Origin of the sequence: Parachryseolinea silvisoli (genome assembly GCF_021190955.1) — a bacterium.
In the GTDB taxonomy this organism is placed as follows: domain Bacteria; phylum Bacteroidota; class Bacteroidia; order Cytophagales; family Cyclobacteriaceae; genus Ohtaekwangia; species Ohtaekwangia silvisoli.
The window spans coordinates 258,223-273,729 of sequence record NZ_JAIOAO010000007.1; the positions used below are offsets into that span (position 1 = coordinate 258,223).

Below are 15,507 nucleotides of genomic sequence, written 5' to 3' on the forward strand. Positions count from 1 at the left end.
CAAACGTATTTTAATATAACTCTTACCATTTCCTTATTATGGCTAAATCACTCATCACCGGCGGAGCCGGCTTCATCGGTTCACACGTTGCCAGACATTGTCTGGCTGCCGGTCATCAGGTCATCGTTCTCGACGACCTCAGCGGCGGTTTTGAAGACCATATTCCTGCTGGCGCCACGTTTATCAAGGGCTCTATCACCGACGAGCAACTCATCTCGAAGCTGTTCGCCGAGCACAAATTCGACTATGTATACCACCTGGCAGCATACGCCGCCGAAGGCCTGTCGCACTTCATTCGCCGCTTCAACTATAACAACAACCTGATCGGCAGCATCAACCTGATCAACGAATCGGTAAAGCACGACGTAAAATGTTTTGTCTTTACCTCTTCCATCGCGGTATACGGCCCCGGCCAGGTGCCGATGACCGAAGACATGGTGCCCACGCCGGAAGATCCGTACGGTGTGTCAAAATACGCCGTAGAGCTTGACCTCAAGGCGGCCCACGAAATGTTCGGCCTCAACTACGTCGTATTCCGTCCGCACAACGTATACGGCGAGAATCAAAACATCGGCGACAAATACCGTAACGTGATCGGTATCTTCATGAACCAGATCATGCAGAACCTGCCGATGACCATATTCGGCGACGGCACGCAAACCCGCGCTTTCAGCTACATCGACGACGTGGCCATTCCGATCGCCAAATGTGTAGACGTAAAAGAAGCCTACAACGAAGTATTCAACATCGGTGCCGATAAGCCCTATACTATCAACGAGCTGGTAGACGTGGTCAGCAAACACCTCGACGCAAAACCGAACGTGAAACACCTGCAAGCGCGCAAAGAAGTGCTGCACGCATACTCCAGCCACGAGAAGAGCCACCGCGTGTTTAAGACCGGTAATCCTGTAACGCTCGACGCGGGTATTGGCAAAATGGCCGCCTGGGCGAAGAAAGTAGGCAGCCGTGCGAGCCAGGAGTTTGGCAACATCGAGATCAATAAAAACCTGCCCGAAGGATGGACCAAAAAGTCCTGAAGCGACCGCTGAAGGTACTTCTTTCGATCCGGCAGGGTCAGGTCGGAGGCGGTGAATCACACGTACTGGAGCTGGTGAGAGGGTTTGACAAATCCCTGGTCGAACCCGTTGTCCTCAGCTTTACCGACGGCGAAATGATTGACCGCCTTCAGGCCATGAATACCCCCGTACACGTTATCCCCACCACCACGCCCTTCGACGTGCGTGTGTGGGGTAAAGTAAAACGTTTTTTGCACAACACCGCGCCCGACATCGTCCATGCTCACGGCACCCGCGCGGCGTCCAACCTGTTCTGGTCCACCCGTGCGTTAAATCTTCCGTTGCTTTATACTGTGCACGGCTGGTCGTTTCATAAAACGCAGCCCAAAACAACCTACTATACCCGTTTATATACCGAGAAGTTTATCACCCGGCAGGCAGCGTTGAATATCTGCGTGTCCAACAGCAACCAGGCGGATGGCCAGAGACTCTTCGGACTGAAAAACTCGATGGTGATTCACAACGGCGTCGACCTGAACAAGTTCGACCCGACCCGCACGTATCCCGACATCCGTCAGGAATATGGCGTCCGTCCAGACGAGATCCTGATCGGCTATATTTCACGGGTGACCTATCAAAAGAATCCGCTGAATTTTATTCGCGCCATGGCGTTGCTTAAAAACACCGTGCAGAATTTTAAAGTATTGATGGTGGGCGACGGCGACATGAAAGACGAAGCGCTCGCGCTGGCCTCGGAGCTCAACCTGCAAGACACGATTATCTTTATCAAATTCCGCAGCGACGTGCCTGCCATCCTCAAGGCGTTGGACATCTTCTGCTTACCCTCGTGGTGGGAAGGTTTTTCCATCGGACTGCTGGAAGCGATGGCGATGCACAAATGCGTGGTCTGCAGCAGCGTAGACGGCAACCGCGAAATTGTCAGTGACCACGTAACCGGCTACTTCTTCCCCCCGGACAATCCGCAAGGCATGGCCGACACCCTCGCCTATCTCTGTCAGCACCCGGAGGCACGCGCGCAAGCCGCCGCCAAAGGCGAAACGCTCGTCCGCCAAACCTTTTCCGCTCCCAAAATGATCCGTACCTTGGAGGGCGTGTACCAGCAACTGGTGCGCGCATAACCACTCCGAGATACGCTATGAACCCAAGCATTGGATTTATCGGGCTTGGCAACATGGGCTACCCCATTGCCAAAAACCTGATCGAGCAGGGCTTCTCCGTAAGCCTGTATAACCGTACGCCCGAAAAGCTACGCGACCTCGTATCGCTCGGCGGCCACGCCGCGAAGACACCCGGCGCAGCCGTGGCAGCTGCCGCCGTCGTGATGACGATGTTGAGCGACGATGCCGCGGTGACGGCCGTCGTCGATCAGATATTGCCGTCGCTGCAACCCGGTACAGTGTTTCTTTCCCTCAGTACGATTAAAGCTGAAACAGCCCAGACACTCGCGGAGCGGTGCCGCACCCGTGGTGTGCACTACGTAGCCTCCCCGGTGATGGGTCGCCCACCGGCTGCCGCGGCACGACAACTGTCCATCCTGCTGTCAGGTGATGCGGAGGCGAAGGCGCTGGTCGCTCCTATCGCAGCGGCTATTGGCCAGCGGAGCTTTGACTTTGGGGCGGAGCCCGGTACCGCCCACACGGTAAAGGTGATGCTGAATTTTATGGTCTTTGCCGTGGTGGAGATGTTGAGCGAGGTAATGCTGATGGCGGAGAAGGCCGGTATAGATAAGGCGGTCCTTTTGGATACGATGCTGAATACTATTTACGGGGCGCCGGTGTTTAAGAACTATGGAACGCTGATCGTACAGGAAGGTGACGTGCCGAATGGATTTACGACAGCACTGGCGAATAAGGACCTGCGGTTGGCGCAGGAGACGGCGGCGGCGCTTGGGGCGCAGTTGCCGTTAGCGGAGCTGGTGAGAGCGCATTTTGAGGAGATGATTGCTGCCGGCAACGGCGACAAAGATGTATCCGGCCTGATCACACATTTGCGCGGGTAAGCCGACGAAGTTTGGGCCAGATACCATCCCCCTTACACCTAGCGTAGCAGCACTACCTGCCCATAGCCATGCTTTCCAAACGTCAATGGATTACCGTCGGTGAAGTGGCCTTGCAGGGTCCAGGTGTAGGTGCCGGCAGGCATGTCGCGGCCATGGTAGCGGCCGTTCCAGCCGCGTTCAGTGGCTTCGGTGATGTCGGTTGTTTGGAAGACCTCATGGCCGTCGGGGCTGTATATGCTGAAGCGTATGTCGGCAACATCGGCGGTGCGTACGCAGAGCGCATCGTTGGCCCCGTCGCCGTTGGGCGAAAACAGTGTGGGGAGGAAAACGGCATGACGGACGCCTGGCCCACTCTCTGGCTCTATAGTTACGGTGAAGGTAATGACGGTATCATCGTCGCCGCCGCGTGCGGTGCCGCCATCGTCGCGGATCACAACGGTGACCGTGATGGTTCCGCTGGCGCCGGGTGCAGGAGCTAACAACAACGTGGCGGTTCCGTCGCCATGCAGCGTGACCGATGGGTCGGCGAGCTCAAACGGCGCATCGGAAGAGGCGGTCACTGTCAGGTGCTGGCTGTCTTCGCCGGGGCCGGGATGAAGCCCGGTGAGTATCAGGTCCACGGATGGGCTGCCAGCCACCAGCGTGATGTCTGCTACGGCATCTACCCACGGCGCATCGTTCACCGGATGGATGGTAATGGTAAAGGTTGTCGGTACACTTTGATCGATACCGCCGTTTGCGGTGCCTCCGTTGTCCTCCAGCAGTACTGTGACGGTCGCAATACCCCAGGCGTTATCCGCAGATTTAAAGGTGAGCGTGCCGGTGGCGTCGAGGGTAGGTTGTGTGGAAAATAATGCTGTATTGTCGTTGCTCACCACGAAGGTCAGGAGCTGGTTGGACTCACTGGGGGCTCCGGCAGAGATCGATGTTGCCCATGCCGTGAAGCTTTGCAGCGGGGCGTCTTCAGTTACCTCGATGTCGGAGCCTTTTGTAAAGGTTGGCGCACGATTGGGTATGGGCGTCCCGTTGTTCGGGTACCAGGCTATCCGGTTGTCGTTGAGGGAGGCCGTCATGATGTCCATGTCGCCATCGCCATCTATATCTGCCGCATAGGCAACCATTACGCCATCCGCGCCAGTCGATACGATATGGTTGGCAAAGTTTTGTGCGCCATCATTTTCGTGCCACAGCACCTGGAAGTTACGGAAGTCGTAGCCGACCAGGTCCATATCGCCATCACCATCGATGTCGGCTGCATGGACGGACCACGCGCCGGAAGAGCTATTGGTTAAGGCTACGGCAATGTGATCTATAAACGTCTGAGATCCATTGTTTTCATGCCAGAGGATCTGGCCATTAGAGTTGCTTACGGAAACCACATCCATGTCGCCATCGCGATCCATATCCGTGGCATATACGCCACGGGCGTAACGTACGCCGGTGCTGACGGTATAGCCCGGGAATACGAGGGACTGGAGATTCTCATACCAGAGAATTTTACCGTCGTTCAAACTAAAGGTATTGAACGACGATGCCAGAATATCCATATCGCCGTCGCTATCTACGTCGGCGGCGTAGAGCTCATTCACGTTCATGACGTTGGTGGCGATGGTGTTGGAGGTAAATACCCCGGCTCCATCATTTTTGTACAAAATAATTTTACCATACGCCTCACAGGCGGCCAGCACGTCTACATCGCCGTCGGCATCCATGTCTTCCGTATATAGAAACGTGGCCTGCTCTCCGGATGCGAGTGTACGGGGCGTGAATACCTGCGAACCATTATTCTCCAACCAGATAATTTTGCTGTCGTCGTGCGACGTAACGAGCATGTCTACGTCGCCATCGTTATCGAGGTCTGCGGCACGAAGAGACGTAGGTGAAGCCGCACCGGTCGATACGCTGTGGGGGACGAGTGTTTGCGAGCCGTTATTTTCGTACCACGAAACACCGCCTAGCCCAACCGAAATCATATCCACGTCGCCATCGCCATTCATGTCTATGGGGTAAACTTCGTATGCCGTCGTGGCCGTTGTTGAGACCGGTGGAATCGTAGTAAATGCGGGCACCACGGCAGCGGAAGCTATCGTAAACTGCCAGGTATATCCGGACAACGGCAGGCCTAGACCCGCTGTGAGCGTAACGGTCACTACCTCGCCGGCATGAAAGTCGCGCGTAGGATTGAAGATGACAGTGGTCGTGCCCCCGCCCGTCAATATACCGCCCACGCGGCCGCTCTGCGCGCCGTTCACGGTAAAGTTCGCCCCATTTACCGCCGCCACGGGAATAGCGCCATCGAAGGTCACGACAATGTCGGATGACGGACCGACCCGCTGCGCGTTGGCCTCGGGAGAAACGGCGGTAACATTCGCGGCCTGCACGCGTGCGGTCTGAAATAAGCATCCCGTCAGTACTACAATCCGCAGGGATCTGATGATGCGACGGTGGTTTATGGCTAATGTCATCTATATATCCTGTTACTTCTTAATCCATTCAAATTCTACCCGGCGATTCTCTTGGCGACCGGCATCGGTCGCGTTAGAGGCGATAGGCTGTCTATCGCCCATGCCGATCAATTCAAGCTGTCGCTCCGGCACTCCTTTTTCGATCAGGATTTTTGCTACCGCCTGGGCACGCTCGTAAGAAACTCTTTCTTTGACAGATCGTCTTCCCAGGGCAGCGCTGTGCCCGATGATCTTCAATCTATATTCCGGATGATTCTTTAATACGGTAGCCAGATCGTCAAGCGCTGCCTGGCTTTGCGCAGGCACTTGGTTACTGCCCGGCTCAAACGCAATGGCGGACGGCAATGGCGGTTGAGACTTTTCCGGTTCCGGCGCAGGCTGAACCTGCTCAGGAACCTGCGTGGTAGACTGTGTAGTCTCTGGCTTAGGTGCAGGAGCAACCGGCGGCGTAGAAGACTGTGCGGTATCCGGCTTCTGTGTTGGAGCCGGCGGCGTGGACGACTGCGCGGAATCCGGCTCGTGTACCGGGGGCACAGGCGTTTTCGCGGGAGAAGAGAATACCCCGCGGGACTTCAAGCGCTCTTTGCGATTCATACGCCAGCCCAGCACAACCTCAACCGCGTTGTTGACATTCGCATCCAGGTTGGAAGCAATGGAAAAGTCCATGGAGGCGCCGATGATATAGGCTTTATAATTGTATTGCGCACCGACCACCAGTGCCTTTGTCGTCTTGTACCACAGACCGGCGCTCAGCTCTTTGTCGGGGGCGCCAGGCACATAGCTGATGCGCGCGCCGACATGGGCCAGTGATGCACCTTGATATATATACCGAAAGGTGGGAATGAGTGTTACGCGGTCACTGGTCGGCAACGCTACTTCGCCACTTACCACATAGGTTGTATTGTCGGCGGCGGCACCTTCGAGCAGATCATACGACGGCTTATTCATAGTATAAGCAGCTACACCCAGCGATGCTTTCTGCAGATCGTCAGCGCCGGTGAGTACCCAGTTAAATCCTGCGTTAATGACAGGCTTCGTTACTGAGTGGGACCGTATGTTCTCACCGTTGCCGAGCGACGGGTCGTAGGTGCCGAGGTTATACTGGCTATCCGTCGTGATGCCCGACGCATCGATACGTTTATTGACAATGCCACCACCAATACCGGCACCGATATGGTGTGTCTTACTCAGGTGAATGGTGTAGGCGAAGGCGCCCGTGGCGCCCGTGACCTTATACAGCCCGTTGGGACCCGCCTGCTGGCTAATGATGTTCGCGCCAATACCCCCGTAACGCATTCCATTGGACTGGCGGTAGAACGGCATCATAAAGGAAACAGAAGGTATGTCATAATTAGCCACGCGTGACCTGCGATAGTGCAGTGTGACTTGTGTATAATCGGTTAGCGCCGGTGCAGCCGGGTTGGTCAGCAGTGGCGCGTTATGGTATTGCGAATACGGTATGAATTGCCCATAAACGGCTTGGCATACGAAAAGGCTACCCAAAAAGATAGCACAAACAACAGTGCGAATAGAACTCAATGTTATCGGGGTCAGATATTGTCGCAATATTACCCGGAGACGGCAAACGAACGCCGTCGATGTATGTTATTAGCACAATGAAGAGGATTTTCGGTCACAAGCGCATACCGCTAACGTTTCCCGGAATGGACCCGACGGTCGGATACCGGGCTGATACCTGCACCAGCCCTCTATTTCACCTTCAACTTTTCCGCGCGGGTACGCATCTAAAATCCAGTATCTTTGAATCATCAACCCGTATACGCGTGAGACGATTTTACTGGCTATTCTTGATTTGTGTGCTCGCCGGCGCAGCCGCACCGGTATGCCATGCCCAGAAACAACTGGTGTTGCTAAAGAACCAAAAAGTACGGCTTCGCCTCTACCCCGGCGATGAGATTGTATACCGCCTCAAAGGCAGTCGCACGGTACATACCAGCTACGTCAACAATTTGTTTGACACCGCCGTCATGATCCACCAGGAAATCGTGCCCTATCACAAGATCGACCGCATCTATTTCAAACAACGCAACTTGCTCAACCTCGTCGGCGGCTTCCTCGTCACGGGGGCGGTGGCCTATTTTGTGCTCGATCAGGTCAATGAAACCGTCGTCCAGCACAACGACGCAAACATCGACAAAAACGTGGCCCGCGCGTCGATCATCATGACAGCAGTCGGCCTGCCCATGATGCTGCTGCACAAAAAATCACAACGTATCGGTGGACGCTACCGCGTACTGACGGTCGACAAAGGCTCGGCCTTCTATCACCCCGACATCCGCGGCATCCAGTGGACACCGAATTAAACGCCACATCCGTATCTTCGCTCGCACACCCGATAGCTATCGGGTCACACCCGCGCTGATTCCCCTGCCTCCACGCGCCGCTCGACGCCGTAATGCACGTTTAGCTCTTCGAGCACTTCCTGTATGACCACTTTAGCCTCCTCCGGCGATTCGATCTCGACCTTATCCCCCATCATCAACACGCCCCTGCAAAACTGGCGCATGTTACTGGCAATGAATGTCATGCGAACATGGGTGTCGAGATCCTCCTCCGAAACATATCCGTAATAGTGTTTGGCGCTAACCATATAGCCCGACAGTGGTTTGGGAAGCAGCAGGCGTACTTGCTGTACTTCCTCGTTGGCTTCCGTCAGGCTGTGTAAATATTCCTGTAAGCTCAGCAAGTTACGACCGTCAAAGGTATCGTTCGTGACGGTCATGTGTTTGATGCGATCCGTGCGGAAGTCGCGGTAGCCATTGCGCAGGCGGCACCAGCCGATAAGGTGCCACGCCTGACTGTAATAAAACAGCCCGATTGGCTCCACGATGCGCTCGGTGATCTCGCCGTTCTGATTGCTGCAATAGTTGATCTTCAACGCCCGTTTACTGACAATAGCCGCCTGTAGCTCCGTCAGGTACGAATCGGGAAACTCGGGCTCACGCGTCGGCGCATAGCGGAATACCTTGATATACGACTGGAGATTCTCCAGGTGATCCTTCTCGTTGTCGTGTAACACCGACTTGATCTTCATCAACGCCGATTCGAACGTGCGTCGTATCGACTTGTCCGTCATCTGCTCGACCAGCTTCGAAGCCATCAGCATGGCGCTCGCCTCCTCCCGTGTGAACATCACCGGGGGCAGATGGAAGCCATCTACAATGAAGTACCCCTTGCCTGCTTCCGAGCCGATCGGCACACCGGCTTCCATCAATGCTTTCACGTCCCGGTAGACCGTGCGCAAACTGATCTCAAACCGCCCGGCAATCTCCTCGGCTTTCACCACGCGTTTGGATTGCAACTGGATGAGAATGGCGGTAAGACGGTCGATGCGGTTCATAAGGTCGGGGGATACCCCAAAGATACGACAGGATCGGGTCAAGGTTTCACGGAACCACAAAAAGCATAGCCCTCTTTCGGTATGTTAACGCGAAAGAGGGCCATAAAACAGTGCGAGAGTGAGTGTGAGAGCGGATATTTGCTCTCACACTCACTCTCGCGCTTAAATTGTCTTTTGGTTTACCAGAAGACGGTGTACAGGGCGGCAAGAATGCCACACACCAGCACAGCGCCTACAGTAAACGAAGTATTAGTCCTGAACATACTGCTATCGACCTCCAGCCCTTTCGGTTGGATGCCCTTGCTGTTCTCATACTTCGTGATGATGATCATGCTCAATACGCAGATTATAAACACAAAGCCCATCCGGTCAAGGAACGGAATTTCATATACGCCTTCCGCATTGGGAACCGCAAAGCCCATACCCGACAGGAACGACAGGTCGACAAACTGCGGCAGGAATTTAAAGAACACTGACAACGCAAAGCCACCGATGGTAGCAAACAGCGCCGCGTTGGAAGTGGTCTTCTTCCAGAAGAAGCCCAGCAAGAACATGGCAAAGATACCCGGCGACACAAAGCCGGTATATTCCTGAATGTATTGGAAGCCCTGCTTGCCTTCGCCCATCAGCTTCTCGCCGATTATCAACGACAGCACAACCGCCAGGAACATGGAGATGATCACCGCCAGCTTACCAACATTCACCAGCTTCTTCTCGCTGGCATTTTTATCAAACGCCTTGTTATAAATATCCAATGTAAAGATTGTACCGATACTGTTCGCCTTGCCCGCCAGGGAGGCCACAATCGCCGCGGTCAACGCTGCGAAGGCCACACCCTTCATGCCATCCGGCAGCAGGTTGAGCAACGACGGGTAAGCCTTGTTAACATCCAGAATCCCCTTGGAGTCGAGCATCTCCGTCTGGAACATACCTTTCTGGTGCAGTACAAACGCTGCGATACCCGGCAACACAACGATCACCGGCATCAACAGCTTCAGGAACGCCGCGAAGAGAATCCCGCTGCGCGCGGTCTTCAGGTCAGCCCCCAGGGCACGTTGCGTGATGTATTGGTTACAGCCCCAGTAATTCAAATTGGTAATCCACATACCACCGATCAACACCGTCAGACCGGGCAAGTCCATATAATTAGGATTGTCTCGTTTGAAGATCATGTGGAAGTGGTCGCCCGCCTGCGAGGTCAGCAGCGAGAAACCGTTGAGAATCCCCGTCTGGCCTGATTTCTCTGCCACGAGGTTCAACGCAATGTAGGTCGCCATCAAACCACCTAACACGAGGAAGAACACCTGGATCACATCGGTAAACCCGATCACCTTCATACCGCCCAGCGTAATGACAATCGAGAAGACCGCCAGCAGCAGAATACAGAAGTAGATGTTAAGACCTGAGATCCCGCTGATCGCGATCGCGCCCAGGTATAGGATGGACATGAGGTTTACCACAATATAGAGCAGCAACCAGAATACCGCCATGATCATAGCGACCGTACCGTTATACCGTTGGCTCAGGAACTGCGGCATGGTATAAATCTTGTTCTTCAGGTATACCGGGATAAAAAACACCGCGACGATGATGAGCGTAAGGGCTGCCATCCATTCGTAGGTGGCAATGGCCAATCCCATTTTAAAGCCCGACCCCGACATGCCGATAAACTGCTCGGCCGAAATGTTGGAGGCGATAAGCGATGCTCCGATCGCCCACCAGGTCAGCGAGCCCTCTGCCAGGAAGAAATCCTTCGAGTCAGTTTGCTGGCGCTTTTTCCGGTTGTAGATCCAATAGCCATATCCGGCCACAATGACGAAGTAGATAAGGAAAACTATATAGTCAATGTTCTTGAGGCTTGCTACATAGTCAACGGGTTGCTGTTCTTCCATGATTAGGTTAGGGTTATAGGCAAATGGGTGTTAGGGTCTTATCACCGAATACGTTCGTTCAATCGATAAAAATGAATTTCTTTTTTCAAAAAGACAAGCCACTCCCCCGAAAGCTTATGGTCATTTTGACAAAAAGTCAACAAAAAGGCAGTCGTTGACTGCCTTCCGGTGCGTCTGGCGCGAGTCTTAGCCCCGCTTGGGGCGGAGACTCGTGCCCTCCCTGGCGCCAGTCTGAAGACTGGCGTAGGGCTATGCCTATTTCGTAGAGAATTTATAAGTAGTCTGCGTCGAGTAGGTCTCCCCCGGATTCAGCACCACCGTCGGGAACGACGCCTGATTCGGAGAATCCGGATAATGCTCGGTCTCCAGGCAAAGCCCAAAGCGCTTCGGATACGCATTCCCCTGTTTACCCACTACAGTGCCATCCAAAAAGTTACCACAGTAAAACTGGATCGCCGGTTCCGTGGTAAACACCTCCAGGAAACGACCGCTGGTCGGCTCGTATACCGACGCTACAGCCTTCCCGCTATCCGCCGGCGACAATACCCATGCGTGGTCATAACCACCACCTAAAATCAGCTGCTCGTCCTTATCATTCACGCGCTGGCCAACCGCCGTCGCCGTACGAAAGTCAAAAGGCGTACCCGTTACATCCTTCAGCTTGCCGGTAGGAATCAGCACCTTGTCTACCGGCACAAACTTATCCGCGTGCAGCATCACCTGGTGATCCAGAATATCGCGCTTCGCATTACCGGTCAGGTTGAAGTACGTATGCTGCGTCAGGTTCACCACCGTCTTCTTGTCGGTCGTGGCTTTATAGGCAATCTTAAATTCGTTGTTATCGGTCAGGGTATACACAACCTCAGCCTGCAGTGTGCCGGGATAACCTTCCTCCATGTCCTTGCTGGTATAAGTCAGCTTCAACGACGTACCCTCGGGAGAAGGCACTTCCGAGATCTGCCAGAATACTTTATCGAATCCTTTCAGACCGCCGTGCAAGTGCTGGCCGTTGTTGTTTTGGGCGAGCGTATACGTCTGACCGTCGAGGGTAAACTTGCCGTTGGCAATGCGGTTGCCATAGCGACCTACAATGGCACCGAAATAGGGTGACCCGCCCAGGTAGCCTTTCAGCGAGTCGAAGCCCAATACCACATCCTCGAAAACGCCGCTCTTATCGGGTACCTTCAACGAGGTAACGATACCGCCATAGTTAATCACCCTCATCTCCACACCATTCTTGTTCTTGAGCGTATACTCCTCTACGGCATGGCCGTCGGGAAGCGTTCCGTATGCCACCTTGGCGACGGCGCTGGCAGCCACGGCCGTGGTATCGGCTGCCGCGGGGATCTTTTCGTCGTTCTTTTTACAGGCTTGTGACATCATAATGCAGATCAATAAGGTATAAACTGTTAGCGTACGCATAGATCAGGGGTTTGATGATTCAGATAATAAAGTCTGCTTGTAGTGTGTTTCCGGCAGGTCGCGCAGACGGGCGGCACTGAACTCGGGTGTAATATCGCGTTGAGGATTGGCCAGCATCTCGTAGCCTACCATAAATTTCTTGACCGTGGCCGACCGCAGTAGCGGCGGGTAGAACACCATGTGCCAGTGCCAGGCCGCATGTGGCGTACCGTCGCTCGGCGCCTGGTGAATACCGGCCGAATACGGGAAGGATACTTCAAACAGGTTGTCATACCGCGTAGCCAAACGCCGGTACGCATCCGCAAACGCCTGGCGCTCCGCCTCCGTCATATCGGTAATACGGGCCATCGCCCGCTTGGGAATAATCATCGTCTCAAACGGCCACACCGCCCAGAAAGGTACCAGCGCCACAAAGTGCTCGTTCTCAAAAATGATCCGCTCGGCGCGTTTTACCTCCAGCTGCCAGTAGTCTGACAGTAACGTTGTGCCTTTGCGTTGGTAATACGCCTCCTGGTGTTGTTGCTTTTTGCCCGGCTCCACGGGAATAGACTCCTGCGCCCAGATCTGCCCGTGCGGGTGCGGGTTGGAACAACCCATCACAGTGCCCTTGTTTTCGAAGATCTGAACGTAGCGAATGTTCTCCTGGCGGCTCAGCTGCGTGTACTCGTCCACCCACAGGTCCACCACCCGGCGAATGCCGTCGGTATCCATCTCGGCAATCGTCAGGTCGTGACGCGGCGAGAAACAGATCACGCGGCAGATCCCGGCCTCGCTGCGCGCCAGCAGCAAATCCCCGTCCTGGAATTCACCCTGCGGCACATCGCTCACCAACGCTGCAAAGTCGTTTGTAAAACTATAGGTAGCGGTATAGGTCGGATTTACTTCACCATTCGCACGTACGTTGCCGGGACAGAGGTAACACGTCGCATCAAACGCCGGACGACGATCCTCTTCTGTCTTTTCTACTTGTCCCTGCCACGGGCGTTTCGATCGGTGCGGCGATACCTGCACCCACTCTCCCGTTAGGGGGTTATATCGTCTGTGCGAATGTTCTGTTAAATCGAACCTGTTATTCATGAAACCTGGTTATGCATTCTTTAAAATACGCTGCTGCCACTGCCAGGCAGACCGCATCATCTCCTCCACGCCCAGCTCCGTGCGCCATTGCAGCGCTTCGTTGGCCAGCGTCGTGTCGGCATAGATCTTTTCGATATCGCCCGGACGACGGTCGACGATCTTATAATTAAGTTTAAGGTTGTTCACACGCTCAAAGACTTCGATGATCTCCAGCACCGTCAGCCCCTTGCCGGTGCCCAGGTTAAAGAACTCGTAATTGCTCTTCTGCTGGCCTTTCAGCAAGCGTTGCACGGCAATGACGTGTGCCTTGGCCAGGTCCACCACGTGGATGTAATCGCGCATGGCCGACCCGTCGGGCGTGTCGTAATCCTTGCCAAACACCAGCAGCTGCTGGCGGATGCCCGCAGCCGTCTGCGTAATGAACGGCACCAGGTTGCCCGGTACACCTTGCGGCAGCTCGCCGATCAGGGCCGAAGGGTGCGCACCCACCGGGTTGAAATACCGCAGCGAAATGGCCTGCGTGGCAGGCACAGCCCGGCAGTTGTCGCGCAGGATCTCTTCGCCGATCTGTTTGGTGTTACCATACGGCGACTCCGCCGGTTTGAACGGCGTGGCCTCGGTTACCGGTAGCGTATCCGGTTGACCGTAGACGGTACAAGACGAGGAGAAAACAATATTGGGAATATTGTGTCGCTGCATCGCTTCCAGCAGCAAGATCAGCGACAGGATGTTGTTCTTGTAATACAGCAGCGGCTTTTGCACCGACTCGCCCACGGCCTTGCTGGCCGCAAAATGAATAATGGCCTTGATATCGCGGTGCTGCCCGAAGAAGGCTGCTAACGCCGCCTCGTCACACAGGTCGAACTGGGCAAAAACCGGTCGCGTACCCGTGATCTTTTCGATGCCGTCGAGCACCTCCTGCTGTGAATTGGAAAGGTCGTCGATGATCACGACTTCATACCCTGAGTGAATCAATTCGACTGCCGTATGCGAGCCGATATACCCGGTACCACCGGTCACTAAAATTTTCTCCTTCATGGCCCTAAAGTAAATCAAAAATCCGATTGGCTAATGCGCCACACCGGTACCTTCTTTTACGTGGACGATGTAGGCCTCCATGTCGATGCCAAACGTCTTGTGATAAGCCTCTTTCGTCGTAGCCACGAAGCTGTCAACCGCCTCGTTCCGGATCAGGTTGATGGTACAGCCACCAAAGCCGCCCCCCATCATACGCGCTCCCGCCACCACGTCGGTTGCCCGCGCCTGCTCCACCAGGAAATCCAACTCCCGGCAGCTCACCTCGTACAGCCTGGACAAGCCGTCGTGGGTCTCGTACATCTTACGGCCAAACGCCGTCAGGTTGTGCTTCTCCAGGTCCTGGCTGGCCTCTTGTACGCGGGCAATCTCTTGCACCACGTAAAGGCAACGGTCAAACACCTTGCCCGTCAGCTCGGCAGCATGCGCACGCACCATGTCTTCGGTCACATCGCGCAGGCTCTTCACCGCCGGGTAATGCTGTTGCAGGATCGCCACGCCACGCTCGCACTCGGCGCGACGGGTGTTGTATTCAGAGTCCACCAGCGAATGCTTCACCTTCGTGTCGCATAGCACCAGCGTATAGTCTTTCAGCGCCAGCGGCGAATAGTGATATTCCAGCGAGCGGCAGTCAAGTACGATCACTTGATCTTCGGCACCCATCATGCTGGCAAATTGGTCCATGATGCCGCACTTCACACCCACAAAGTGGTGCTCAGACCACTGCGCCATCAGGATCAGATCGTTCTTGGGAAGGTTGTGACCGTTCAGGCGGTCCAGGGCAAAAGCAAAACCACACTCCACAGACGCAGACGACGACAGGCCCGCACCCATCGGAATGTTCCCGCCAAAAACACACCGAAAAGGCTTCACGGCAAAACCTTTATCGACAAACTGGCGAAGCACGCCCAGCAGGTAATTGGCCCACTTGGGTGCCTTTACCGGCTGCGGGTCTTGTAAATTGACCGTAAATGTCTCGTCGTACTTGAGCGAATAGATCACCGACACGTTGTCGGAGGAAGGACTGATGGCAAAGACTGTCTCGCGGTCGATCGCCGCCGGCATCACAAAGCCATCGTTATAGTCAGTATGCTCGCCGATAAGGTTGATCCGGCCGGGAGAACGAACTACCAGCGGCTCTGTCTGGTAAAGCTCCTGGAATTTGCGCGTTACATCCTGTAAACTGAAATCCACGTCTATATAAGTTTTAGATAAAATG

Annotated in this window: 12 protein-coding genes; 4 read left to right on the top strand and 8 right to left on the bottom strand. The window is 54.7% G+C overall.

Annotated elements, in window-relative coordinates:
• The first annotated feature begins 38 nt into the window (after positions 1-38).
• The 3 genes from K7P01_RS30105 to K7P01_RS30115 are packed head-to-tail and all read left to right on the top strand — an operon-like array spanning position 39 to position 3,036.
• A complete protein-coding gene (locus K7P01_RS30105) occupies positions 39-1,037 on the top strand; it encodes an NAD-dependent epimerase/dehydratase family protein (RefSeq protein ID WP_267298313.1) in 999 nt (332 codons plus the stop codon).
• Entirely contained in the window at positions 1,019-2,155 is a 1,137-nt protein-coding gene (locus K7P01_RS30110) for a glycosyltransferase family 4 protein (RefSeq protein ID WP_267298314.1), read from the top strand. Before K7P01_RS30105 ends, K7P01_RS30110 begins: the two co-directional genes overlap by 19 nt.
• A gap of 17 nt (positions 2,156-2,172) precedes the next feature.
• A complete protein-coding gene (locus K7P01_RS30115) occupies positions 2,173-3,036 on the top strand; it encodes an NAD(P)-dependent oxidoreductase (RefSeq protein WP_267298315.1) in 864 nt (287 codons plus the stop codon).
• 38 nt (positions 3,037-3,074) lie between these two features.
• On the opposite strand, the gene K7P01_RS30120 is transcribed toward K7P01_RS30115, so the two are convergent.
• Positions 3,075-5,501, bottom strand: coding sequence for an FG-GAP-like repeat-containing protein (locus K7P01_RS30120; RefSeq protein WP_267298316.1), 2,427 nt, complete (start codon positions 5,499-5,501; stop codon positions 3,075-3,077).
• Between the two features lie 12 nt (positions 5,502-5,513).
• Positions 5,514-7,067, bottom strand: a complete 1,554-nt coding sequence (locus K7P01_RS30125) for a PorP/SprF family type IX secretion system membrane protein (protein WP_317987640.1) — start codon at positions 7,065-7,067, stop codon at positions 5,514-5,516.
• A 218-nt stretch (positions 7,068-7,285) separates the two neighbouring features.
• Between K7P01_RS30125 and K7P01_RS30130 the strand changes: the two genes are divergently transcribed.
• Positions 7,286-7,825: a hypothetical protein gene (locus K7P01_RS30130; protein WP_267298318.1), complete on the top strand. Its 540-nt coding sequence runs from the start codon at positions 7,286-7,288 to the stop codon at positions 7,823-7,825.
• 44 nt (positions 7,826-7,869) lie between these two features.
• On the opposite strand, the gene K7P01_RS30135 is transcribed toward K7P01_RS30130, so the two are convergent.
• From K7P01_RS30135 to galK, 6 genes are all read right to left on the bottom strand, one after another.
• On the bottom strand, positions 7,870-8,862 hold the full coding sequence (locus tag K7P01_RS30135) for a helix-turn-helix transcriptional regulator (protein ID WP_267298319.1): 993 nt from the start codon (positions 8,860-8,862) through the stop codon (positions 7,870-7,872).
• Between the two features lie 179 nt (positions 8,863-9,041).
• Positions 9,042-10,754 (bottom strand): sodium/sugar symporter, encoded by a 1,713-nt coding sequence (locus K7P01_RS30140; RefSeq protein WP_267298320.1) that lies wholly within the window; start codon positions 10,752-10,754, stop codon positions 9,042-9,044.
• 255 nt (positions 10,755-11,009) lie between these two features.
• Positions 11,010-12,176: an aldose epimerase family protein gene (locus K7P01_RS30145; RefSeq protein WP_267298321.1), complete on the bottom strand. Its 1,167-nt coding sequence runs from the start codon at positions 12,174-12,176 to the stop codon at positions 11,010-11,012.
• A gap of 3 nt (positions 12,177-12,179) precedes the next feature.
• On the bottom strand, positions 12,180-13,253 hold the full coding sequence (locus tag K7P01_RS30150; RefSeq protein WP_267298322.1) for a UDP-glucose--hexose-1-phosphate uridylyltransferase: 1,074 nt from the start codon (positions 13,251-13,253) through the stop codon (positions 12,180-12,182).
• A 9-nt stretch (positions 13,254-13,262) separates the two neighbouring features.
• A complete protein-coding gene (gene galE, locus K7P01_RS30155; RefSeq protein ID WP_267298323.1) occupies positions 13,263-14,291 on the bottom strand; it encodes a UDP-glucose 4-epimerase GalE in 1,029 nt (342 codons plus the stop codon).
• Positions 14,292-14,321: 30 nt separating this feature from the next.
• Entirely contained in the window at positions 14,322-15,482 is a 1,161-nt protein-coding gene (gene galK / locus K7P01_RS30160; protein WP_267298324.1) for a galactokinase, read from the bottom strand.
• Positions 15,483-15,507: the final 25 nt, after the last annotated feature.

What these genes read in the sequence shown, in the direction of transcription:
- K7P01_RS30105 (WP_267298313.1), top strand. Translation starts at nt 39, where the DNA reads ATGGCTAAATCACTCATCACCGGCGGAGCCGGCTTCATCGGTTCACAC.
- K7P01_RS30110 (WP_267298314.1), top strand. Translation starts at nt 1,019, where the DNA reads ATGGACCAAAAAGTCCTGAAGCGACCGCTGAAGGTACTTCTTTCGATC.
- K7P01_RS30115 (WP_267298315.1), top strand. Translation starts at nt 2,173, where the DNA reads ATGAACCCAAGCATTGGATTTATCGGGCTTGGCAACATGGGCTACCCC.
- K7P01_RS30120 (WP_267298316.1), bottom strand. Translation starts at nt 5,501, where the DNA reads ATGACATTAGCCATAAACCACCGTCGCATCATCAGATCCCTGCGGATT.
- K7P01_RS30135 (WP_267298319.1), bottom strand. Translation starts at nt 8,862, where the DNA reads ATGAACCGCATCGACCGTCTTACCGCCATTCTCATCCAGTTGCAATCC.
- K7P01_RS30140 (WP_267298320.1), bottom strand. Translation starts at nt 10,754, where the DNA reads ATGGAAGAACAGCAACCCGTTGACTATGTAGCAAGCCTCAAGAACATT.
- K7P01_RS30145 (WP_267298321.1), bottom strand. Translation starts at nt 12,176, where the DNA reads ATGCGTACGCTAACAGTTTATACCTTATTGATCTGCATTATGATGTCA.
- K7P01_RS30150 (WP_267298322.1), bottom strand. Translation starts at nt 13,253, where the DNA reads ATGAATAACAGGTTCGATTTAACAGAACATTCGCACAGACGATATAAC.
- galE (WP_267298323.1), bottom strand. Translation starts at nt 14,291, where the DNA reads ATGAAGGAGAAAATTTTAGTGACCGGTGGTACCGGGTATATCGGCTCG.